Origin of the sequence: Streptomyces sp. NPDC008163 (genome assembly GCF_042956885.1) — a bacterium.
Lineage (GTDB): Bacteria > Actinomycetota > Actinomycetes > Streptomycetales > Streptomycetaceae > Streptomyces > Streptomyces drozdowiczii_A.
Genome location: NZ_JBIBHG010000013.1, coordinates 227,207 through 249,764, shown reverse-complemented (window position 1 = coordinate 249,764; position 22,558 = coordinate 227,207). Strand labels below are relative to the sequence as shown.

Below are 22,558 nucleotides of genomic sequence, written 5' to 3'. Positions count from 1 at the left end.
GCGGTGTGGAGCCTAGACACCTCCACCACACCGGAGGTCTTCGTCATGATCAAGACCTGATCCGAGTTAACAACGCTCGTGGTCAATACACCTAGCGGCGACCCCCTGGGCCCGCCACCGCCGCGCCGCGCGGCCTAGCGGCGGCTCTTCGACGCCGCGATCAGTTCCGGGACCGTGCCGAACTTCACCCTGGGGCGTCCGCCGTCCCGGCCCCGCGCCCGTTCGGCGCGGTCGATCGCGGCGAGGCCGCGGGCGTCGACCACCTGGCGGGCGCGGCCCCGGACCAGGCGGCCGAACGCCTTGGCCGGGTGCGCCGGTGAGGGCAGCGCACCGGCGACCGCGTCCGTGAGCAGCGTGCCGATCGTCTCGGCGGCGCAGGTGCGGTTGGCACCGATGCCCCCGGAGGGCCCCCGCTTGATCCAGCCGACGACATACGTGCCGGGCCGGCCCGCCACCCGGCCGCCCTCGTGCGGCACCGTGCCGGTCGCCTCGTCGAAGGGCAGCCCGGGAACCGCGAGCCCCCGATACCCGATGGCCCGCAAGAACAACTGCGCCGGTATCGCGGACTCGCCCCCGGCCGCCGTGACCCGGACGCCCTCCACATCGTCCCGCCCGGTGATCTCCACGGGTGCCGAGTGGAAGCGGAGCACGATGCGCCGCCCCTCCGCCGGCGGGCACGCCCAGTCCACGGACTCCCGGCGCACGCCCCGCAGCACGGCGGCCGCGCTCCCGGACGCCGCGCCCTCGATGGCGGGGCCGATGCGCGGATCGTGGTCGTCCACCACCAGCTCCACACCCGGCAGATGCTTGAGCGCGAGCAACTCGGACGACGTGCAGGCGGCGTCCTGCGGACCGCGCCGCCCGAGCAGAACGACCTCGCGGACCCCGGAGCCGCGCAGGGCGGCCAGCGCGTGGTCGGCGATGTCGGTGCCGGCGAGCCCCGCCGGGTCCGCGACGAGGATGCGCGCCACGTCGAGCGCCACGTTGCCGTTCCCCGCGACGACCACCCGCTCGGCCCCCGACAGGTCCACCGCGTCCGGCGCCACCTCCGGATGCGCGTTGTACCAGGAGACGAACGAGGTCGCCGCGATGCTCGACGGCAGGTCCTCGCCCGGGACGGCGAGCCGGCGGTCGGCGCCCGCCCCGACCGCGTAGACCACCGCGTCGTGGTGCGCCGCCAGCTCCTCGGCCGAGATGTGCGTACCGACCTCGACGCCGAGGTGCATCCGCACCCGGGGGTGGGCGTGGAACCGTGCGAAGGTCTCGCCGACCCCCTTCGTCCCCGGGTGGTCCGGCGCCACGCCGTACCGGACGAGCCCGCCGGCCACCGGAAGCCGGTCGATCAGGGTCACCTCGGCGTTGGTGTGCAGCAGCAGGTCCTCGGCCGCGTACATCCCGGCGGGCCCGGTGCCGACGACCGCGACCCGGATCGGCGCGAAGTCGGACGGCAGGCTCCGCTCGAAGGAAGGGGCGCCCCAGGCATGGAAGTTGGGCCCGGCGGCGGGCTCCGGCTCCCGGTCCGCGTAGTAGGCCGCGTTGATGGCGACGTACTCCTTGCGCGCCCCGAAGAGGCTGTCCACCGGGAAGATCGCGTCCACCGGGCAGGCGTCGGCGCACGCCCCGCAGTCGATGCAGGTCTCCGGATCGACGTACAGCATCTCCGTACGGCCGAAGTCCGGTTCCTCCGGCGTCGGGTGGATGCAGTTGACGGGGCACACGGCCACACAGGTGGCGTCGTTGCAGCAGGTCTGGGTGATGGCGTAGGTCATGGCTCGGGCTCTCGGCTCGGGTCAGATCAGGTCGGCGCGCTTGTAGAAGAACAGGGCCGGCTTCGTCAGCAGACGTGCCGAGGCCAGGAACTCCATCAGCCCCGAACAGCTGGACCGCATCAGGGACTTGTGGTGTTCATTGGTCTTCGCCTCGGCCCGCGCCCGCGCGGCGTCCAGACCGGCGTTCGCATAGACGTCCCGGTTCACCATGCTCGTGACGATGTAGTACGAGGCGATGGCGACGACGAGCGCGTTGAGGTGGCGGCGCACCGGGCCCGCGTCGCGCAGGCGCTTGCGGGTCTCGTCGCGGGCGAACTTCATGTGGCGGGACTCCTCCACCACATGGATGTTGTTGATCGTGCGGACGAACGGCGCGACGCGCTCGTCACGCATCCAGTCGCGCTGCATCACGTCGAGCACCTCCTCCGCCACGAGGATCGCTGCGTACGCCGCCTCGCCGAAGGCCAGGGTCTTGAAAGCGCGGCCCAGTTCGAGCACCGGGCGGCGCGGCCGGTACGCCGGAGCGCCCAGTTTCGCGGCGCCCCGGGCGAACATGATCGAGTGCCGGCACTCGTCGGCGACCTCGGTCAGCGCCCACTGGAAGCGCGGGTCGGTCGGGTCCTTGGCGTACATGTCGCGCAGCACCATCTGCTGGAGGATCATCTCGAACCAGATGCCGGTGCTGGCGACCGAAGCGGCTTCCTGGCGAGTCAGCGCCTTGCGCTGAGCCTCCGTCAGTTCCTGCCAGTACGCGGTCGCGTAGAGCGTGCTCCACTCGGGGCTGGCCCCGTGGTGGTCCGTGTCCAGGGGGGTGTCCCAGTCCACCTCGGTGGCCGGGTCGTACGAGAGCTTCGCGGACGAATCGAGCAGGCGCCGGGCGACGTCCTGCTCGGCGGCCCGGTCCTGGTCCTCCGGCCGAACGGTGCTGCTTGCCATGCTGCGGCTCCTTGACTCGAGAGATCGACCCCGGCGTCGTCCGGCCCTCATCGGGTACGGCCCGATGAGATCGCCGGCCGTCGGACGCTGCCCTCGCTTGTTAGACGCGACGTCTAGCAAGCTGTTAGACGGAAGGTATAGCAAGAGGCGGGCGCCCACTACCCCCGCGTAGGAAATTCGCACGTTCCCTCCACGGTGCGGACGCGGTCGCCGGGTTGGTGCGGGTCGATACCCGGTCGCCCGGCCGAGGGTGCCGCGCGTGCCCGAGGGCCGCCCGGGGTGCGGGTCGTGGCCGTCACTGCTGTCCAGCCGGCTGTCCGGACAAGGGGAGCCCCCGTCGTCGTTACGACCCGATTGGGCCGCGAACGTCACGGCCTTGTCGTGCCCAATTCAAGAAAGCGCCTTCTTTCGGTGTTCACATTCTTGTCCTCCCCTCATCAACATGCCTATTCTCTCCGGTCAGAAAGCGCTTTCTCCCCGTTGTGTCGCACGACGGCAGGCGTCACACCGCGGCACGGCCGCGGACTGCCCGCACCACCGCAGTGCGCGGAACCGGCTCCCGGAACACGTCCGCGCAAGCAGTTCCAGCACCCGTGAACCGACGACGAATGGGAACGAACATGAGGCGACCAGTCGCACTGAGACTTTCTGCGGCGCTGTCCACGATGGCCCTGGCGGCCGCGGCCGGAGCGGTCCTGACGATGCCCGAGGCGTCCGCCGCCGTCTCGGGCGGTGCCACCGGCTACGCGAGCCAGAACGGCGGCACCACCGGCGGCGCGGGCGGGCAGACCGTACGGGCCACCACCGGGACCCAGATCCACCAGGCCCTGTGCGGCCGGGCCAGCAGCAGCACCCCGATCACCATCGAGGTCGAGGGCACCATCAACCACGCCAACACCGCCAAGGTGTCCGGCGACAGCTGCAACACGGCGGCCGGTGTCATCGAGCTCAAGCAGATCAGCAACGTCACCATCGTCGGCGTCGGCAGTGGGGCCGTCTTCGATCAACTGGGCATCCACATACGCCAGTCCAGCAACATCATCATCCAGAACGTGACCGTCAAGAACGTCAAGAAGTCCGGCTCGCCCACCTCCAACGGCGGCGACGCCATCGGCATGGAGAGCGACGTCCGCAACGTCTGGGTCGACCACGCGACCCTGGAGGCGTCCGGCGGTGAGGACGACGGGTTCGACGGCCTCTTCGACATGAAGGACAACACCCAGTACGTGACGCTGTCGTACAGCACCCTGCGCAACTCCGGCCGAGGAGGCCTCATCGGGTCCAGCGAGACCCAGCTCGACAACGGCTACGTCACGTTCCACCACAACCTGTACGAGAACGTCGACTCCCGCACCCCGCTGCTGCGCGGCGGCATCGCCCACATCTACAACAACTACTACGTGAAGCTGAACAAGTCCGGGATCAACTCCCGGGCCGGCGCCCACGCCAAGGTGGACAACAACTACTTCAAGGACTCCAAGGACGTCCTCGGCACCTTCTACACCGACACCACCGGGTACTGGCAGGTCAGCGGCAACACCTTCGACAACGTCACCTGGTCCTCGCCCGGCACCGAGAACCACCCCGCCGGACCGAACCCGCAGTCCAACACCACGGTGAGCATCCCGTACGCCTACACCCTCGACGCCTCCTCCTGCGTGCCCGCCATCGTGACCGGCACGGCGGGCGCAAACAAGGGACTCAAGGTCTCGGACGGCAACTGCTCCACGACGAACCCGACCGATCCGACGGATCCCACCGACCCGACCGATCCCACGGACCCGACCGATCCGACCACACCCGCCGGCACCAACCTCAGCCTCGGCGCCGGCGCCGACGGTTCCAGCAAGGCGAGCGGCACCAGCTACGGCAATGTGCGCGACGGTGACCTGAACACCTACTGGTCCCCGGCCGGCTCGACCGGCTCCGTCTCCGTCAAGTGGGGCTCCGCCACCACCGTCTCCGCCGTCACCATCCGCGAGGCCGCGGGCGCCCAAGGCGTGACCGGCTCATGGCGGCTGCTGAACGCCGACACGGGCGCGGTCCTCAAGACCGGCAGCGGCGCCGGCACCATCACCATCCCGGCCACCTCCCTGCGCAAGATGACCTTCGAGATCACCTCGGCCAGTGGCACACCGAGGATCGCCGAGTTCGAGACGTACGCGCGCTAGGGGGCGTCTCGCCGATCATGCTGGGCTCGCGCCTGATCCAAACGAAAGGCTCCAGGACCCTTCCGCGCGGCCGGGCCGGTCCGGGGATTACCACCCTCCCCGGGCCGGCCCTTCGCGTGTCCGGGGACAACCCGGCCGCCGGACGGAGCAGCGATGCACAGGGGTGTCCTGCCGATCACCGGGTACGCGTGCCGGGACCGACACACGCGGCGCTGCGCCGGACGGATGGGCGCGGCCCGCGATTCGGACGATCGAGGAAGGCAAGGTGACCTCGTATGAGCACCATGGAGCGTCAGGCCCACAGCGGCACCGACGAGTCGGTGAACGTGCTGGTCTCGCGTGCCTCGCGGCAGATCTCGGAACTGGTCCGGGAGGAGATGCAGCTCGCCCGGGTGGAAATGACCGAGAAGGGCAAGCGGTACGGCAAGGGCGGCGGCCTCTTCGGCGCCGCCGGCCTGCTGGGCTTCCTGACGGCCCAGGCCCTGGTGGCGACGTCCATCGTCGCCCTCGCACTGGTGCTGCCGGTGTGGGCGGCGGCTCTCGTCGTCACGGCGGTGCTGGCGGCGGCCGCCGCCGTCGCCGCCCTGGCGGCGAAGCGGCAGATCACCGAGGCCGGTACGCCGGCACCCGAGCAGGCCATCGACAGCGTCAAGGCCGATGTGGCAGAGATCAAGGAAAAGGCACACCGATGAGCGAAACGCACCGGACCGACAACGGCAATCCCACCCCCGAGGATCTGCGCAGGCAGGTCGAGCACACCCGTGACGAACTCGGGATGACCGTCGAGGCACTGGCCGCCAAGGCCGACATCAAGGCGCAGGCGAAGGAGAGGACGGCCGAGGTGAAGCAGCAGACCGCGCAGAAGGCCGCCCTGGCCACCGGCCAGGTGCGCGACACGGCGGCACTCGTCGCCCAGAAGCTGAAGGAACGCACCCCCGACCCCGTCCTGGAGAAGACGGCCCAGGCCGCCGCCCAGGTGCGCGAGAGCGCGGCCAGGGCCGGGCAGTACGCGGCGGACAAGGCGCCCGAACCCCTGCGCGAGACCGCCGGCCAGGCCGCCACCGCGGCCCGCGCCAACCGCACCCCGCTGCTCGCGGCCGGTGCCGTGATCGCCGCCGTCCTCCTGGTCCGCCGGAGCCGGAGCCACCGCCGGTGAACGCGGCCAAGATCGCCTACAAGCCGGTCGGGCTCGTCCTCGGCGCCGCCGGCGGCATGCTCGCGGGCATGGCGTTCAAGCAGGTGTGGAAGGTCGTCGAAGGCGAGGGCGACGCCCCCGACGCCATGGACGAGGACCGCCGGTGGCGGGAGATCCTGCTCGCCGCGGCTGTCCAGGGCGCGATCTTCGCCGTGGTGAAGGCGGCGATACAGCGTTCCGGCGCGGTGAGCGCCCGCCGCCTGACGGGCAGCTGGCCGGGCTGACGCGGCGCGGCGGCAAGGGGAGAGAGAGCCGGCGCCGGATCACCGGCGCCGGCCGTGGGCGGGCGAACCAGCCGGTCATCGGGGAACGTGGATCACATGACTCCTTCGCAGACCCCGGACCCGGATCCGGAACCCCGCGAGACCACAGGACCGGAGCCCCGCCGCGCGGTGCCGCCCGGGGAGACCCCGCCCCCCGAGAGCGGTCTGTCGGGGGCGGGCCCCGAGGACATCACGTACAACCCGCCGAAGGGCTGGGCGAAGGCCCCGATGGCGCTGATCATCGGGGTGACGCTGCTCATCGCGGCGTTCTTCCTCGTGTACGCCATCATCCTGCTGCTCTGACACGGTGGAGGGGCGACCCGAACGGCCGAATCCGGGCGGGCCGTGTCCGCGCGCCCGCCCGGGGCGGCCCGCCCTGCCGGGTGCGTAAACGTCGCATAGCTTGAGGAACAGGCGCATACGTACATGTTCCGAAGGAGTCGACGCACGTGACGGACGTATCGAGCAGGGGCCCCGCCGCCGGAGACGAGCGCGAGACGCTCACCAACCGGCAGGGCCATCCCGTCTACGACAACCAGAACCAGCGCACCGTCGGCGCGCGCGGCCCGGCCACGCTGGAGAACTACCAGTTCCTGGAGAAGATCAGCCACTTCGACCGCGAGCGGATCCCCGAACGCGTCGTGCACGCAAGGGGCGTGACCGCGTACGGATACTTCGAGGCGTACGGAGCCCTGGGCGACGAGCCCATCGTCCGCTTCACCCGCGCGAAGCTCTTCCAGGAGCGCGGCAAGCGTACGGACGTCGCGGTGCGCTTCTCGACCGTGATCGGTGGCCGGGACTCCTCCGAGGCGGCGCGCGACCCGCGCGGTTTCGCGGTGAAGTTCTACACCGAGGACGGCAACTGGGACCTCGTGGGCAACAACCTGGGCGTCTTCTTCATCAGGGACGCGATCAAGTTCCCCGATGTGATCCACGCCCTCAAGCCGGACCCCGTCACGTTCGAGCAGCAGCCCCGGCGCATCTTCGACTTCATGTCGCAGACGCCCGAGTCCATGCACATGCTGGTCAATCTGTTCAGCCCGCGCGGCATCCCCGCGGACTACCGCCACATGCAGGGCTTCGGCGTCAACACGTACAAGTGGGTCAACGAGTCCGGTGAATCCTTCCTGGTGAAGTACCACTGGATGCCCAAGGCAGGCGTGCGCAGCATGACCGAGGAGGACGCGGCCAACGTACAGGCCGACAGTCTCGGCCACGCCACGAAGGACCTGTACGAGGCGGTGGGGCGCGGGGCCCAACCGGAGTGGGAACTGCTCGTCCAGCTGATGGACGACCACGACCACCCGGAGCTGGACTTCGACCCGCTGGACGACACCAAGACCTGGCCCGAGCAGGACTTCCCGCCCCGGGCGGTGGGCCGGATGGTCCTCGACCGGATGCCGGAGAACTACTTCGCCGAGAACGACCAGATCTCCTTCGGCACCGGCGTGCTGGTCGACGGGCTCGACTTCTCCGACGACAAGATGCTGGTGGGCCGCACCTTCTCGTACAGCGACACCCAGCGATACCGGGTCGGGCCCAACTACCTGCAACTGCCGGTCAACCAGGCCAAGAACGCCACCGTGCGCACCAACCAGCGCGACGGCCTGATGACCTACCACGTGGACGGCGGCGGCGGTAACCCGATCGTCAACTACGAGCCGTCCATCACGGGCGGTCTGCGCGAGGCGCACTACCCCGTGCACGACGAGGTGGGCCCCGAAGTGCGTGGCCGGCTCACCCGCAAGCGCATCCCCCGGACCAACGATTACCTCCAGGCCGGCCAGCGCTACCTCCTGATGGAGCAGTGGGAGCGGGACGACCTCGTGCACAACCTCGTCGACCTGCTCTCGCAGTGCGACCGGCCGGTCCAGGAGCGGATGGTCTGGCACTTCCTGCTCGTGGAGAACGAGCTGGGCCTCAAGATCGGCGAAGGGCTCCGCATCACCCCCGCGGACGTCAAGGGCCTGGAGCCGCTGCCCGGCCAGACCCTCACCGACGGGGACCGCGAGCGCCTCTCCCGCCTCGGTGACAATCCGGCGCGCGACGTCACCGGTCTGAGGATGACCCACTGCGTCCCCGACGAACGCCACGTCGTCACCCGCTGACGCGACCGGCCCTGCCGCGTGTCCGTCGCGGGAGGGCCGGCCTCATCCGCCTACTTGCCGCCGATGATCTGGTACAGGTAGATCAGCTGGTGCTCGTCGTCGGGCAGCGAGTTCGGGTCGTCGTCCGGCACGTCCGTGCGGAAGTAGAACTGGGGTGCCTGACGGCCCTTGAGCTGCCCGTTGTCCTGCATGGCGGCCATCCGGTCGAGGAACAGGTCGACGGACGGCGTCTTCGTCCCGATGTCCTTCGCGAGTGCGCCGTCCAGCACCACCTTCAGGTGCCGGGTGTCGATCCGCACCTGCGTCGCCGCCCCGGTCGCACTGGTCGGCTGGAACGTGAAGTCCGAGCCGTCGCACTCGTACATGCCGAAGACCAGACCCATCACCGTCGGGCTCTCGCCGCCCCAGCTGACGGACTCGACCGAGCCGTAGGGCCCCTGGCCCCCGTGGTCGCAGACCGAGCCCTCCGGGGGCGTCTGCCGGTCCTCGTACTGCCACCCGCTCCCGCCATTGGATGGCGGTGCGGCAGGCGACGGACTCGCCGGTGCGCTCGTCGACGGACTCCCCGGCGCGCTCGCGGACGGACTCGCCGCGCCACCGGCGTCCCCGTCGCCCCCGCCCGGCTCGCACGCCGTGATGGCCAGGGCGGCCGCGACGGCCAGCCCCAGTGCGTAGAACTTCCTTTTTCCGCGCATCAGTTCCCCCGATGTTCCGCACACGCGATGTGTGCGTCCAATGCAGGACGCACGGGCAGTGTGCGCCCGGACCCGGACGTTCCGCGCCACCCGTTCCGTACCGTTACGCAGCGCGGACAGGCATGGGACCACGTGTTCCCCGCGAGGCTCGAAATGTTTCGAGAGTGACTCGGTGTGGGGTGTTGAAAGCCGTGAATGATGGCGTTCACAACCAAGACCACGCGGTATTGGGGCCCTGAAAATCAGCAGTGAAGGGTTTCGAAATATTTCGAAAGATAAACTGAAACATTCTTTGACCGAAGTGTTGACGATCCACGGTCAAAACCTCAATCATCCGTTCCTGAGCGGGCCATGCGGCCCGCCGCGCTTCGGCCCTTCCGTGATTTCCCTACCGAGGAGGCACAGCCATGGGCTCCTACGCCCTTCCGCGACCGGCTCTCAGCCGGCCGCTCCGCGCACTGCTGCCGGCGTTGCTCGTCGGCGTCCTGGGCGCGTCCGCCGCACTGGTCGCACCGTCGGACGCGCACGCCGCCGAGACGACTCTCGGCGCCGCCGCGGCGCAGAGCGGGCGGTACTTCGGCACCGCCATCGCCTCGGGAAAGCTCGGCGACTCCGCGTACACCTCCATCGCCTCGCGTGAGTTCAACATGGTGACCGCCGAGAACGAGATGAAGATCGACGCGACCGAGCCGCAGCGGGGGCAGTTCAACTTCACCAACGCCGACCGCGTGTACAACTGGGCGGTGCAGAACGGCAAGAAAGTGCGCGGCCACACCCTCGCCTGGCACTCCCAGCAGCCGGGCTGGATGCAGAGCCTCAGCGGCAGCACGCTGCGCCAGGCCATGACCGATCACATCAACGGCGTGGTGGGCCACTACAAGGGCAAGATCGCCCAGTGGGACGTCGTGAACGAGGCCTTCGCCGACGGCAGTTCGGGCGCCCGCCGCGACTCCAACCTGCAGCGCACCGGCAACGACTGGATCGAGGCCGCCTTCCGCGCCGCGCGCGCCGCCGACCCGGCCGCCAAGCTCTGCTACAACGACTACAACGTCGAGAACTGGACCTGGGCGAAGACCCAGGCGATGTACAGCATGGTCAAGGACTTCAAGCAGCGCGGTGTGCCGATCGACTGCGTCGGATTCCAGTCGCACTTCAACAGCGGCAGCCCGTACGACAGCAACTTCCGGACCACTCTCCAGAACTTCGCCGCCCTCGGCGTGGACGTGGCCATCACCGAGCTCGACATCCAGGGCGCCTCGGCCTCGACCTACGCCAACGTCGTCAACGACTGCCTCGCCGTCTCGCGCTGCCTCGGCATCACCGTATGGGGCGTACGCGACAGCGACTCCTGGCGCTCCGGGGACACACCGCTGCTGTTCAACAACGACGGCAGCAAGAAGGCGGCGTACACCTCCGTCCTGAACGCCCTCAACGGCGGCTCGCCCACGGGACCCGGTGACGGCGGCGAGGAGGGCGGGCAGAGCGGCCAGCTCAAGGGCGTCGGCTCCGGCCGCTGCGTGGAGGTGCCCAACTCCGCCACGGCGGACGGCACCGCGGTCCAGCTGTACGACTGCGGCAGCGGCGCCAACCAGAAGTGGGAGCACACCGCCGCCGGGGAGCTGAGGGTCTACGGCAACAAGTGCCTGGACGCCGGGGGCAGCGGCAGCGGCGCCAGGATCCAGATCTACAGCTGCTGGGGCGGCGACAACCAGAAGTGGCGCCTCAATTCGGACGGCACCGTCGTCGGCGTGCAGTCCGGGCTCTGCCTCGACGCCGTCGGCACCGGTACGGCCAACGGCACCAGAATCCAGCTCTACTCCTGCGGGAGCGGCAGCAACCAGCGTTGGACCCTGACCTCCTGATACGGCCGCACACCACCGGCCTCCTGCCCGCCGGGGGAGGAGGCCGGTCCGTCGTTCGGATCAGTCGCCGTGCAGCGCCCCGTGGAGGAAGTCCACGGCCAGCTTGCGGGCGACGTCGGCCGCGCGGGTGTCGCGCAGGCTGTCCAGGAGCAGGAAGTCGTGGACCATGCCCGCCACCCGGACGGAGGTCACGTCCACCCCGGCCTCGCGCAGCTTGTTCGCGTAACTCTCGCCCTCGTCCCGCAGGACGTCGGCCTCATCGGTGATGACGAGGGTCCTGGGCAGGCCCCTGAGCTGGTCCAGGGAGGCCCGGAGCGGTGCGGCGTGGTGCTCGGCGCGCTCGGCGGTGTCGGTGGTGTAGGCGTCCCAGAACCACTTCATGCCGTCGCGGGTGAGGTAGTAGCCCTCCGCGAACTGGTGGTACGACGGGGTGTCGAAACCCGCGTCCGTCACCGGGTAGAGCAGGGCCTGGGCCCTGAGGTCGATCCCGCCGCGCTCCTTGTTCATCAGCGCGAACACGGTGGACATGCAGCCGCCGACCGACTCGCCGGTGACGGCGATCCGCGAGGTGTCCAGGCCGTGCTCCGCGCCGTGCTCCAGGACCCACCGCCCCACGGCGTAGTTCTGCTCGACCTGGGTGGGGTACTTCGCCTCGGGCGCGCGGTCGTAGACCGGGAAGACGCCGGCCGCCCCGGCGCCGACCGTGAGCTCGCGGAAGAGACGGTCGTGGGTCTTCTCGTCCCCGAAGACCCACCCGGCTCCGTGGATGTAGAACACCACCGGCAGCGGAGCGGTGGACCCGGCGGGCCGGATGATGCGGGTACGGACCGTGCCCCACTCGCCGGCGTCGACGTCGACCCATTCCTCGTCCACCTCGGGACGGGGGACGGACGCGTCGCTCTGCAGGCCGAGCAGGATGTCCCGGCCCTTCTCCGGGGGGACCTCGTAGATCCGCGGATGCGGATCGGTCGCCTCGCACAGCTCCTTCGCCGCAGGTTCCAGGTACGGGGTGATCGGAGGAGGAAGATCGGTCATGTCCGCTCCAAGTCATGGGCGTGCGAACGCCCTGTACGCGCGACCGCGCGGGCCGCGACTGAGCCCCCCACCTCGGGCCTCGGGCCCTCGTCCATCGTTCGCGCCGACTCCGCCCTTCGCAACGCGGGGGCCGCGCAGGTGGTCACCCGGGGGCCGGGACCAGCCGATCGTGGAACCTCGCCTGTGCCGTGTCCAGGGCCAGGCGGACCGCGCCGAGCACGACGGCGCGGTCGCTCAACGGGGAGAACGCCAGCTTCGGGGGAGCCTCGGTCAGCCGGGCGACCATGTCTTCGAGCGGGGGCAGCAGCACGTCACCGGCGTCGGCGACCGCGCCGCCGATCACGACGAGTTCCGGGTCGAGGAGGAGCGAGACGGTCGCGATGGCGCGGGCGGCCGGGCCGAGCACGTACTCCAGGAGCTCCGGCGCCGCCGTGTCGCCCGCGCGCAGGGCCTCGAAGACCAGCGGGGCGTCCACCCGCGCCGCGTCACCCCCCGCCAGGGCGTGCAGCACCGCGCCAGGCATGTCCTCGGGGAGGCGGCCGGCGTGCCGCGCGGCCAGGGCCTGCACACGGCGCCGTCCCTCCGACCGGGCGCGGGAGGCCAGCCCCTCGGCCGCGGTGAAGCCGTCCATCAGGCTCAGGAATCCGAGCTCACCTGCGCCCCCGCCGTGGCCGCGCACCAGGCCGCCGTGCACCACGATGCCGACCCCGAGCCGTTCACCCGCGAGCATGCAGACCACGTTCTCGGAGTCCGAGGCGACCCCGAGCCAGCGCTCCGCGATGACGGCCAGATTGCAGTCGTTCTCCGCGACGACGGCGCAGTCGAAGACCCGGGCGAGCGCGTCGGGCAGATTGACGCCCACGAAGCCGGGGATGCCGGAGCGGACGCGGACCGTCCCGTCCGCTCCGACCGTGCCGCTCGATCCGGCGCACACGGCGAGCAGCCGCTCGCCGGAGACGCGGGCCCGCTCCAGGGCGCCGGTGGCCGTCCCGGTCACCGCCTCCAGCCGCTCACCGGACGGCATGCCCGGATCGCTGAAGGCGTGCTCGTCCTCGGCCATGACCCGGCCGGCCAGATCGGCCACCGCGACCCTGACCGTCCGTGCGCCGATGTCCACGCCCAGCACGTACCCGGCGTCACGGCGAAGGGCGAACGCGCGGGAGGGACGGCCGCGTCCGGCAGGGGCGCGGCTCACGGACCCGCTGACCCAGCCGAGGTCCACCAGATGACCGGCGGCGGCCAGGACGGTGGGCCGGGACATCCCCGTCGCCGCTACCAAGTCGTTGGACGACCAAGGGACTTCGGGTGCCGCCCGCAGGACCGCCAGCACCCGTGAGGCGTTGAGCTGCCTCACCATCGCGGAGTCCACTCCGCCTCTTGACGTGTCCCTCATGGCCTGCAAACCTACCGCAGTCCATTTTATTAAAAGGGTCTAATTAAAAGTACGGGGTGGTCGCACATGTCCGTTCACCTGACTGCCGCCGGGGTGAGCCTGGTCGTCGACGAGACGGACGGGCGCGTCCTGCACTGGGGGCGAGCACTCTCCGACGTCACCGCCCGGATGCTGGGCGACACGGTGACCGGCACCTCGCTCCTCCCGCTGAACGCCCAGGTCCACCAGGGCCGCCCGGGGCTCATCGGCCACCGGGCGGGCACGGCCTGGTCGCCCTCGTTCACCCAAGCCCGCACCGTCCACGCCGACGGCGCGAGGATCACCGTCCGCGCCGAGGACCCGCACAGCCTGCTGGAGTGGCGGGCGGAGCTGGAACTGACCCCTTCCGGACTGCTGCGCCTCCGGCATGGCCTGCGCAACACCGGCACCGACCCCTACCAGCTGGACGAGCTGACACCGGTGCTGCCGATTCCCTCGCGCGCGCTGGAGGCCATGGACTTCACCGGCCGGTGGGCCAAGGAGCGCCAGCCCCAGCGCCACTCGCTGGGGCACGCCACCCATCTGCGGGAGAGCCGCCGGGGCCGCCCCGGCCACGACAGCCCCGCCCTGCTGTCCGTCGGCACGCCCGGCTTCGGCTGGGACGACGGCGAGATCTGGTCGGTGCACCTCGCGTGGAGCGGAAACCAGCGCTACTACGCGGAACGCATGCCGGACACCGGCTGCGTGATCGGCACCGGCGAACTGCTCCTGCCCGGCGAGTGCGCCCTCGCACCCGGGGAGGAGTACGTGACGCCCTGGCTCTGCGCCGCGTACTCCGGGGCCGGCCTCAACGGCCTCACGCCCCGCTTCCACGACTGGCTGCGCTCCCGCGCCCACCACCCCGACCCGGAGGGCCGCCCGCGCCCCGTCGTCCTCAACAACTGGGAGGCCACCTACTTCGACCACGACCCGCGGCGCCTCATGCCGTTGGTCGAGCGGGCGGCGGAGGTGGGTGTCGAGCGCTTCGTCCTGGACGACGGCTGGTTCCTCGGCCGCCGCGACGACACCGCGGGGCTCGGCGACTGGTACGTCGACCCGGACGTGTGGCCGGACGGCCTCGACCCGCTGATCGAGCATGTCCGGGCGCACGGCATGGAGTTCGGCCTGTGGTGCGAACCGGAGATGGTCAACCCCGACTCCCGGCTCCTGCGGGAGCACCCCGACTGGGCGCTGCACGCCGCCGACCGGCTGCCGCCGGACTGGCGGAACCAGCAGGTGCTCGACCTGTGCCGCCCCGAGGTCTACGCGTACCTCCTGGAACGCTTCGACACCCTGCTCTCCACGTACGACATCGCCTACCTCAAGTGGGACCACAACCGCGACCTCGTCGAACCCGGCCACGAGGGCCGCGCCGCGGTCCGTGAACAGACCACCGCCGCCTACCGGCTCCTGGACGAGCTGCGCGGGCGCCACCCCGGTGTGGAGATCGAGAGCTGCGCCTCGGGCGGCGGCCGCATGGACCTCGGCATCCTGGAGCACACCGACCGCGTCTGGACCTCCGACTGCAACGACGCCCTGGAACGGCAGGAGATCCAGCGGGGCACCAACCTCCTGCTGCCGCTGGAACTGACCGGTGCCCACGTCGGGCCGACCACCTGCCACAGCACCGGCCGCACCCACACCCTCGCCTTCCGCGCCGCGACCGCCCTGTTCGGGCACTTCGGCATCGAGTGGGACATCACCTCCGCCACCGACGCCGAGCGCACCGAACTCGCCGCCTGGGTCGCCGCGTACAAGCGCCACCGCACCCTGCTGCACACCGGCCGCCTGTTCCGCCACGAGAGCCCCGACGACGACGCCGCCTCGCTCACCGCCGTCGTCGCCCCCGACGGGAGCGAGGCCCTGCTCGCGTACGTCCAGCTCACCGCGACCCGCGCGGAGATCCCGTCCCGGGCCCGCTTCACCGGCCTCGACCCGGAAGGCGTCTACCGGCTCGCACCGGTCGGCCCCCCGCCCTCCGGGAACGGGGCACACCCGGCTGCTCGCCCGTCCCCGGAACAGACCGAGGTCACCGGCGAGTTCCTTGCCGGCATCGGCCTCGCACTCCCGCGCCCGCACCCGGAGTCCGCGCTCGTCCTGCACGCGGTCCGCGTCCGCTGACCGTGTCCCCGCACCACGAGGCACGGCCGGGTGACGCCCCGGGGCGCCTCAGGGGGTGAGGTCCGCGTCCCGGGCCATCAGCGCGGCCTGGACCCGGTTGGTGACGTCGAGCGCGGTGAGGATGCGGCTGACGTGCGCCTTGACGGTGCTCTCCCGCATGTGGAGGTGGCCGGCGATGTCCGCGTTGGTCTGCCCCTGGGCGAGCAGGGCCAGCACGTCGCGCTCGCGCGGGGTGAGGCGGTCCAGCCGGGAGCGGGCGGCAGTGGCCTCGGGCCGGCCGGTCCGGTGGAAGCGGTCGATGACACGGCGGGCGGCGCTGGGGTGCAGCATCGCCGACCCGGCGGCGACCAGGTGCACCGCACGCAGGATCTCGGCGGGGTCGGTGTCCTTGAGGAGGAAGCCGTCGGCCCCGGCCGCGAGCGCGCTGTACACGTACTCGTCCAGGTCGAAGGTGGTCAGCGTGATGACGCCCGGCGGGTGGGGCAGGGCCCGCAGCCGGGCGGTCGCGGCGATGCCGTCCATGCGCGGCATCCGTACGTCGACCAGCGCGACGTCGACGCGGTGGGCGGTGGCGAGTGCGACGGCCTCCAGGCCGTCCGCCGCCTGGGCGACCACCTCGATGCCGTCGTCGCCGTCCAGGAGGTCCGCGAGGCCGAGGCGGACCAGGGCGTCGTCGTCGGCGATCAGGGCGCGGATCATGTGGAGGAGCCGTTCTTCTCGGTGCCGGAGGGGTGGGGGATGCGGGCGGCCAGCCGCCAGGCGCCGGCGCCGCCGGGCCCGGCGTGGAGGTCTCCGCCCAGGGCGTTGACCCTTTCGTTCAGTCCTACCAAGCCGAAGCCGGAGTCCACGATGCCGGTGGCCGGTGTCCCCGGGGCGTTGGTGACCTCGACCAGGGTGGCGGGCGGACCGTAGTCGAGCCGGATGCGGACCGGGGCGCCCTGGGCGTGCTTGCGGGCGTTGGACAGCGCTTCCTGGACGATGCGGTACACGGCCAGACGGTGGGCCGCGGGGAGCTGTTCCGCTTCGCCGATCACCTGGACGTCCACCTGCTGTCCGGCCGCGCGCGCCTGCTCGGCCAGTTCGCCCAGCTCCCGCAGCACGGGCGGGGCGGGGCGCGCGGAGGGCTCCGTGTCGCGCAGGGCGCCCAGGACATCCCGTAGATCGGCCAGCGCGTCGGTGGAGGCGGTCCGCAGCAGGGACAGCCGCTCGACGACCGGGGCGGGCAGGTCGTCCGCCCGGGTGACGAGCACGCCCGTGTGGAGGGCGATCAGGCTCAGGCGGTGGGCCAGTACGTCATGCATCTCGGCGGCGATCTGTGACCGCTCGCCGGCCCGGGCGGCCCTCTCGCGCAGCTCCCGCTCGATACGCAGATGCTCGACCTGGACGTGCAGGGCCTGCTCCAGACGGCGTCGGCCGCCCAGCCACATCCCGCCGACCACGGCGAGCAGCAGGAACAGGCTGGAGCCGTACTGCTGAGGCGTCCACAGCGAGACCGCGGGCTTCGTGACCACGTTTGCGGCCAGCGCGATCACCGCGCACCCCACCGCGATCCGGGCAGGACGGGCCACGGCCAGGTCGAAGAGTGCCAGCAGCAGGAGGGGCAGCATCGGCCACCCCCACACCGAGGCCGCGGCCGTGGTCAGCGCCGGGGCCACGTACCAGGGCCCGCGGCGCACGACCAGCGCCGCACCGCAGGTCAGCGCCACTGCGCTCGGCAGGCTCAGATACCGGCCGCCCGAGGTGGAGGCGTTGTTCTGCACGGCGGCCAGGGTCAGCAGGACCACGAGGCCCCAGCGCCCGTACGCCCTCCATGAGGGCCGCTCTTTCCAGCTCACGTGCCAGAGCCTAGGCGGACCGCCGGCGCGCGGACTCCGCCCTTCCGCCACCCGCACCCCGTACTTTCGTAGGGCAGAGCGGTCACACATCGGCGGACTCCCCGGCGCGTCCCGCTCCATAGCGTCGAATCCATGGACGATTGGACCAACTCACACGACCGTGTCCTCGCGCAGCGCCATGCCGAGGGCTGGATGTTCCTCATCGAGGCCGCACGGGACCTGCGCACCACCGGTGCCGTCGCCCCCAGCGGCAAGGCCCTGGCACGAGCGCTCACCGATCCGCTGCGCGCCGCCGAGGGCCGGCCCCTGGCCGTTCTGGAGGCCGGCGCCGGCACCGGAGCGGTCACCCGCGCCGTCATCCCGCAGCTGGGCCCGGGCAGCCGCCTCGACGTCGTCGACGCCAACCCGCGCTTCACGGAAGGGCTGCGCCGCCTCGTACACCACCATCCGCACCTGGCCGGGGGAGCCGTGCGGGCGCGTGTCCATCAGGGCTTCGTCGAGGAACTGGACACCAGCCGCCGCTACGACGTGATCGTTTCGGGACTTCCGCTCACCAACTTCACCCCCCGCCAGGCCGCGGCGGTCATGGACCGGTACCTGGAACTGCTCCGCCCGGGCGGCACCCTCACCTACTTCGCGTATCTCGGTACGCGTACGGCGCGGAGTCTGTTGTCCAGCCGGGCGGAGTTCCGCCGCCACCAGCAGGTCGACGAGATCATGACCGGTTACCACCGCCGCTACGCGACGGGGCGCTGGACCGTGTGGGCCAACCTTCCGCCGGCCCGCGTATGGCAGCTCCGGCGGCCCGAGGCCGTGTCCCCGGACGCGTTCGCCGATCGAGCGCCCGTTCGGGCCGACCGGTGAACGCGTTGTCCACGGCGCTCGGTGGTGTGCCCGCCCCGGCCGCCTATCTCATCCTCACGGCGGGAGTCCTCGCGGAGTCCGTTCTCCTGATCGGTGCGTTCGTCCCCACCCTCACGCTGCTGCTGACCGCCGGGGCCCTTGCCCGCACCGGGGAGTTGCGGCTCTCCCTGGTCATCGCCGTCGTGACCGGCGCGGTGATCACCGGAGACCTCCTCGCCCATCGCACGGGATGTCTGCTCGGCACCCGGCTGCGCACCACGGCCGTCGGCCGGCGCGTGCCCGCCGCCACCTGGCGGCGGGCGGAAGGGCTCATGGCCCGGCGCGGCGGACAGGCGCTGCTGCTGACCCGCTTCGTGCCCGTCGTCCGCACCCTCACCCCTCACCTGGCCGGTGCCACCGGCCTGCCCTACCGGCGCATCGCTCCGTTCAGCGCCCTTGCCGCACTGATGTGGACGGTCGCGGAGGCGGGCGCCGGGTACGCGGCGGCGAGTTCCCTGCGGCACGTCCTCACCCTCACCTTCTAGGCGTACGCAAAGTCCCTCTATCCACTGATATCAGCTGATCTTTCACTCAACACACAACAAAATCCTGCTCAGGGTCTTCCCGGGATTCTCGCCGTGCCATAGAAGTGATGTGACGCGTACACGTCAATCCGATTCGCGCGATCGAGCCCCTGGAGGTCTCGTGAGACCCGTACATGCCCTCTCCGCAACGCTGCTCGCCCTGCTCTCGACCGCCGCGCTGCTGCTGGGGGCCGGTCCGGCCTCCGCCGCCACCGGACCGTACGTGGCCCTCGGCGACTCCTACTCGTCCGGTGAGGGGGCCGGCGACTACACCGGAGACAGCGGATCGTGCCACCGCAGCCCCCACGCCTACCCCCAGCTGTGGGCCACGGCCAACAGCCCGTCGTCGTTCGTCTTCGCGGCCTGCTCCGGAGCGACCACCCAGGATGTGATCAACGGTCAGCTCGGCTCGCTCAACTCGTCCACGCGACTGGTGAGCATCAGCATCGGCGGCAACGACGCGGGCTTCGCCGACGCCATGCAGACGTGCGTACTGCAGGGCACGGACGCCTGCGTCGGCGCCGTCAACAAGGCCAAGAGCTTCGCCACCGGCCAGCTTCCCGGCCGGCTGGACCAGGTGTACACGCAGATCCACAACCGGGCGCCCAACGCCCGTGTGGTGGTGCTGGGCTACCCGCACCTGTACAAGATCGGCGGCTCCTGCTCCTTCGGGATCAGCGACACCAGCCGCAGCGCGATCAACGGCGCGGCCGACACCATCGACTCCGTCGTCTCCGGCCGTGCGTCCGCACACGGCTTCGCCTTCGGGGACGTACGGGGCGCCTTCACCAATCACGAGATCTGCTCGGCGGACTGGTGGCTGAACAGCACGCGGATCCCCGTGCACGAGAGCTACCACCCCAACGCGAAGGGTCAGGCACAGGGTTACCTGCCGACGCTCTCCGCGAAGGACTGAGGCAGGACGGGCCGAAGCGGTGCGGGGCTCCCGGGGTGCGCCCCGGGAGCCCCGCGCGACGGTGCAAGCGCTTCCAGCGGCCCGCGCCCCGTGAAGTAGGGTGTGGCCGCGAAGGGAGCGTGAGCGGTGCAGGAGCGGGTCACGATGGCGGACGTCGCGCGGCTCGCCGGTGTCTCGACCGCCACGGTCTCCTATGTTCTGTCCGGGAAGCGCGCGGTCGCGCCCGAGACCCGCACCACCGTCGAAGCAGCCATCGCGGAGCTGGGTTTCACCGTGAACACGGCCGCACGCAGCCTGCGGACCGGCCGCTCCAGCCTGGTCGCCCTGATCGTGCCGGACATCGCCAACCCCTTCTTCGCCCAGCTCGCCGCGACGCTCCAGGAAGAGCTGCGCGCCCTCGGTCTGCACGTGGTTGTCTGCAACACGCGGGCCGACCGCGAGGAGGAGCGCGCACTGCTCGCGGAGGCGGTCCAGCAGCGCTTCGCGGGGATCGTCATCACGCCGTTCCGGCTCCTGCCGAAGGACCTGGAGGCGTTGACCCTCACGGGCACACCCGTCACGGTCAGCGCGGACGTCCCCTTCGGGGCGGTCGACACGGTCGCACCCGACGCCCGGGCCGCGACCCGGCAGGCCCTGGAGCGCGTGACCGCCTCGGGGCGCCGCCGCATCGCCATGATCGCGGGCCCGCACGACGCGACCGGCGGCGACCCCCGCCTCGACCTGCTCCGGAGTCTCGCCCCGCAGTTCGGCATGTCGCTCCCGCGGCAGCTCGTCGCACGGGGAGAACACACCCGTGAGGCCGGAGCCGCCGGTTTCGCGGAGCTGATGAGCCACCGCTACCGGCCCGACGCGGTCTTCTGCGCCAACGACGTGCTGGCCGTCGGCGCGCTGGACAAGGCGCAGGAGCTGGGGGTCGACATCCCCGGTGAGGTGGCCCTCGTGGGCCATGACGACGCCTCCTTCGCCTCGTTGGTACGCCCGCGGCTCACGACGATCCGCTACCCGGCGGAGGACGTGGCGCGCGCGGCCGCGCAGCTGCTCAAGGGGCGCCTCGACGGCCGGACGGTACCCCGGACGGTGCGGGTGAAGGCCGAGTTCGTGGCCCGGTCCTCCGCCTGACCGGCCAGGGCCGCACGGACCCTACTTCGCGGTAGCTTCGCTGTGCGGACACCGTAGCGTAATCGATTGCGTATGACGAGAACGTGAACCGAACAACCTGTGCCTGATGGCATCTTCGCTGCTCAGTGAGGTTAAAGGGCTTGCAATGGCGGCTGGTTGGCCGTGCGGACGGTCAGCTTTTGTCGCACGAATCGCCCTACAGCTCTTGACATTTGCGTGTTGCTGTCGTGAGGGTTGCGCCCACCGCTCGTCCGAGCGGGATACCCCCGGCAAGGAGCGCCCCCATGGCGATGCGTCTTCGGTCCTCAACTTCCGTCAGACGATGCATGATCGGCGCGGTGACGCTGATGCTCGCGGCGGTGACCGGATGCGGCGGGGGCGGTGCGGACGACACCGACGCGGCGGGCGGCTCGGACTGCAAGCCGTCCTCCGGCAAGGTCACGCTGCAGTACTGGTCCTGGGTGCCCGGCATGCAGAAGGCCGTCGACCTGTGGAACGGCGGGCACCCCGACATCCAGGTGAAGCTGAAGACCACGCCCTCCGGCAACACCGGTACGTACCAGAACATGTCCAACGCGCTCAAGGCCGGCAAGGCACCCGACCTGGGTCAGATCGAGTACGACTCGCTCGCCAGCTTCCGGCTCCGCGACGGGCTGCGCGACATAGCCAAGTGCCCCGGAGTCGCCGCCGCGCAGGGCAAGTTCGTGGACTGGACCTGGTCCCAGGTGGACTTCGGCTCCGACGGCAAGGACGGCGTCTGGGCCGTCCCGCAGGACACCGGACCCATGGCGCTCTTCTACCGCAAGGACGTCTTCGACAAGCTCGGTCTCAAGGCGCCCGCCACCTGGGAGGAGTACGCGGCCGACGCGGTGAGGATCAAGAAGGCCGGAAAGTACATCACGCACTACTCGCAGACCGACCCCAACTGGTTCACCGGCCTCCTCTGGCAGAACAAGTCCACCATGTTCGAGCGGAACGGCGATGCCTGGAAGGTCACCGTCGACCGGCCCGAGAGCCGTCAGGTCGCCGACTACTGGCAGAAGCTCATCGACGACAAGCTCGTCGCCACCGACCTCCAGGGATTCTCGCCCGCCCTGTACAAGGCGTGGAACGACAGTGAGGTCGTCACCTGGATCAGCGCGGCCTGGGGCTACAGCACCATCCGGGACAACGCCAAGTCCACCGCGGGCAAGTGGGCCGTCGCCCCCATGCCCCAGTGGAAGGCCGGCGACCAGCAGGCCGGCAACTGGGGCGGCTCCACCACGGCCGTTCTCACCGGCAGCGAACACCCCGCAGAGGCAGCCGAGTTCGCCCTCTGGCTCAACACCGACGCCAAGGCGCTGGACATCCTCAACCGCGAGGGCGGTCTCTACCCCGCCGCCACGGCCGGACTGCAACTGCCCGCCCTGCAGAAGCCGGTGGACTTCTACGGCAAGCAGAAGATCTTCGACGTCTTCGCCCGGGCGTCCGCCCACGTGGACACCGGCTTCACCTGGGGCCCCACGATGACGGACACCTACCGCTACATCAGCGACGGCACCGCGGGCGCGGTCGGAGGCAAGGGAACGCTCGCCGATGTGCTGAAGCAGACCCAGTCGCAGAGCGTGGAGTCCCTGCGCAAGCAGTCCCTCGACGTCACCGGCTGAGCTCCGCACCCCGCCCCCGACACCCTCGCCGCCCCGGCGGCGGGGGCAC

At 70.9% G+C, this 22,558-nt stretch carries 20 protein-coding genes; 13 read left to right on the top strand and 7 right to left on the bottom strand.

Annotated elements, in window-relative coordinates; genetic code table 11:
* Positions 1–134 precede the first annotated feature (134 nt).
* Together ACFZAT_RS27370 and ACFZAT_RS27365 are read right to left on the bottom strand one after the other, a co-directional pair.
* Positions 135–1,769 carry an FAD-dependent oxidoreductase gene (locus ACFZAT_RS27370; protein ID WP_391268162.1) on the bottom strand — a complete coding sequence of 545 codons (1,635 nt, stop codon included), beginning with the start codon at positions 1,767–1,769 and terminating at the stop codon, positions 135–137.
* A 21-nt stretch (positions 1,770–1,790) separates the two neighbouring features.
* Positions 1,791–2,705, bottom strand: a complete 915-nt coding sequence (locus ACFZAT_RS27365) for a diiron oxygenase (protein ID WP_391268160.1) — start codon at positions 2,703–2,705, stop codon at positions 1,791–1,793.
* 620 nt (positions 2,706–3,325) lie between these two features.
* Here ACFZAT_RS27365 and ACFZAT_RS27360 point away from each other — a divergent pair.
* The 6 genes from ACFZAT_RS27360 (at position 3,326) to ACFZAT_RS27335 (ending at position 8,442) form a co-directional block, all read left to right on the top strand.
* A complete protein-coding gene (locus ACFZAT_RS27360) occupies positions 3,326–4,876 on the top strand; it encodes a polysaccharide lyase family 1 protein (protein WP_391268159.1) in 1,551 nt (516 codons plus the stop codon).
* Positions 4,877–5,151: 275 nt separating this feature from the next.
* A complete protein-coding gene (locus ACFZAT_RS27355) occupies positions 5,152–5,568 on the top strand; it encodes a phage holin family protein (RefSeq protein WP_391268158.1) in 417 nt (138 codons plus the stop codon).
* Complete coding sequence (locus tag ACFZAT_RS27350; RefSeq protein WP_391268157.1) at positions 5,565–6,032, top strand: DUF3618 domain-containing protein; 468 nt, start codon at positions 5,565–5,567, stop codon at positions 6,030–6,032. Before ACFZAT_RS27355 ends, ACFZAT_RS27350 begins: the two co-directional genes overlap by 4 nt.
* Positions 6,029–6,295: a DUF4235 domain-containing protein gene (locus ACFZAT_RS27345; RefSeq protein ID WP_391268156.1), complete on the top strand. Its 267-nt coding sequence runs from the start codon at positions 6,029–6,031 to the stop codon at positions 6,293–6,295. Before ACFZAT_RS27350 ends, ACFZAT_RS27345 begins: the two co-directional genes overlap by 4 nt.
* A 96-nt stretch (positions 6,296–6,391) precedes the next feature.
* The gene (locus ACFZAT_RS27340; protein WP_391268154.1) at positions 6,392–6,637 is read left to right on the top strand and encodes a DUF6480 family protein; all 246 of its coding nucleotides are present in this window, start codon (positions 6,392–6,394) and stop codon (positions 6,635–6,637) included.
* A 146-nt stretch (positions 6,638–6,783) separates the two neighbouring features.
* On the top strand, positions 6,784–8,442 hold the full coding sequence (locus tag ACFZAT_RS27335) for a catalase (RefSeq protein ID WP_391268153.1): 1,659 nt from the start codon (positions 6,784–6,786) through the stop codon (positions 8,440–8,442).
* A gap of 50 nt (positions 8,443–8,492) precedes the next feature.
* Here the strand turns inward: ACFZAT_RS27335 and ACFZAT_RS27330 are convergent, their stop codons facing one another.
* A complete protein-coding gene (locus tag ACFZAT_RS27330; RefSeq protein WP_391268151.1) occupies positions 8,493–9,137 on the bottom strand; it encodes a hypothetical protein in 645 nt (214 codons plus the stop codon).
* 407 nt (positions 9,138–9,544) lie between these two features.
* Between ACFZAT_RS27330 and ACFZAT_RS27325 the strand changes: the two genes are divergently transcribed.
* The gene (locus tag ACFZAT_RS27325; RefSeq protein WP_391268149.1) at positions 9,545–10,999 is read left to right on the top strand and encodes an endo-1,4-beta-xylanase; all 1,455 of its coding nucleotides are present in this window, start codon (positions 9,545–9,547) and stop codon (positions 10,997–10,999) included.
* A gap of 60 nt (positions 11,000–11,059) precedes the next feature.
* On the opposite strand, the gene ACFZAT_RS27320 is transcribed toward ACFZAT_RS27325, so the two are convergent.
* Together ACFZAT_RS27320 and ACFZAT_RS27315 are read right to left on the bottom strand one after the other, a co-directional pair.
* Positions 11,060–12,034 (bottom strand): alpha/beta hydrolase fold domain-containing protein, encoded by a 975-nt coding sequence (locus ACFZAT_RS27320; RefSeq protein WP_391268148.1) that lies wholly within the window; start codon positions 12,032–12,034, stop codon positions 11,060–11,062.
* A gap of 142 nt (positions 12,035–12,176) precedes the next feature.
* Positions 12,177–13,391, bottom strand: coding sequence for an ROK family protein (locus ACFZAT_RS27315; RefSeq protein WP_391268147.1), 1,215 nt, complete (start codon positions 13,389–13,391; stop codon positions 12,177–12,179).
* A gap of 102 nt (positions 13,392–13,493) precedes the next feature.
* On the opposite strand from ACFZAT_RS27315, the gene ACFZAT_RS27310 reads away from it, so the two are divergent.
* On the top strand, positions 13,494–15,566 hold the full coding sequence (locus ACFZAT_RS27310) for an alpha-galactosidase (protein ID WP_391268146.1): 2,073 nt from the start codon (positions 13,494–13,496) through the stop codon (positions 15,564–15,566).
* Between the two features lie 48 nt (positions 15,567–15,614).
* Here ACFZAT_RS27310 and ACFZAT_RS27305 read toward each other — a convergent pair whose 3' ends face one another.
* On the bottom strand, positions 15,615–16,265 hold the full coding sequence (locus ACFZAT_RS27305; protein ID WP_391268145.1) for a response regulator: 651 nt from the start codon (positions 16,263–16,265) through the stop codon (positions 15,615–15,617).
* Positions 16,262–17,401 (bottom strand): histidine kinase, encoded by a 1,140-nt coding sequence (locus ACFZAT_RS27300; RefSeq protein ID WP_391268144.1) that lies wholly within the window; start codon positions 17,399–17,401, stop codon positions 16,262–16,264. Before ACFZAT_RS27300 ends, ACFZAT_RS27305 begins: the two co-directional genes overlap by 4 nt.
* Before the next feature lie 132 nt (positions 17,402–17,533).
* On the opposite strand from ACFZAT_RS27300, the gene ACFZAT_RS27295 reads away from it, so the two are divergent.
* From ACFZAT_RS27295 to ACFZAT_RS27275, 5 genes are all read left to right on the top strand, one after another.
* Positions 17,534–18,265, top strand: a complete 732-nt coding sequence (locus tag ACFZAT_RS27295; RefSeq protein ID WP_391268142.1) for a methyltransferase — start codon at positions 17,534–17,536, stop codon at positions 18,263–18,265.
* Positions 18,262–18,789, top strand: coding sequence for a VTT domain-containing protein (locus tag ACFZAT_RS27290; protein ID WP_391268141.1), 528 nt, complete (start codon positions 18,262–18,264; stop codon positions 18,787–18,789). Before ACFZAT_RS27295 ends, ACFZAT_RS27290 begins: the two co-directional genes overlap by 4 nt.
* 160 nt (positions 18,790–18,949) lie before the next feature.
* The gene (locus ACFZAT_RS27285) at positions 18,950–19,744 is read left to right on the top strand and encodes a GDSL-type esterase/lipase family protein (RefSeq protein WP_391268140.1); all 795 of its coding nucleotides are present in this window, start codon (positions 18,950–18,952) and stop codon (positions 19,742–19,744) included.
* A 126-nt stretch (positions 19,745–19,870) separates the two neighbouring features.
* Positions 19,871–20,863: a substrate-binding domain-containing protein gene (locus ACFZAT_RS27280; RefSeq protein ID WP_391268138.1), complete on the top strand. Its 993-nt coding sequence runs from the start codon at positions 19,871–19,873 to the stop codon at positions 20,861–20,863.
* A gap of 347 nt (positions 20,864–21,210) precedes the next feature.
* A complete protein-coding gene (locus ACFZAT_RS27275; RefSeq protein ID WP_391268178.1) occupies positions 21,211–22,509 on the top strand; it encodes an extracellular solute-binding protein in 1,299 nt (432 codons plus the stop codon).
* Positions 22,510–22,558 lie beyond the last annotated feature (49 nt).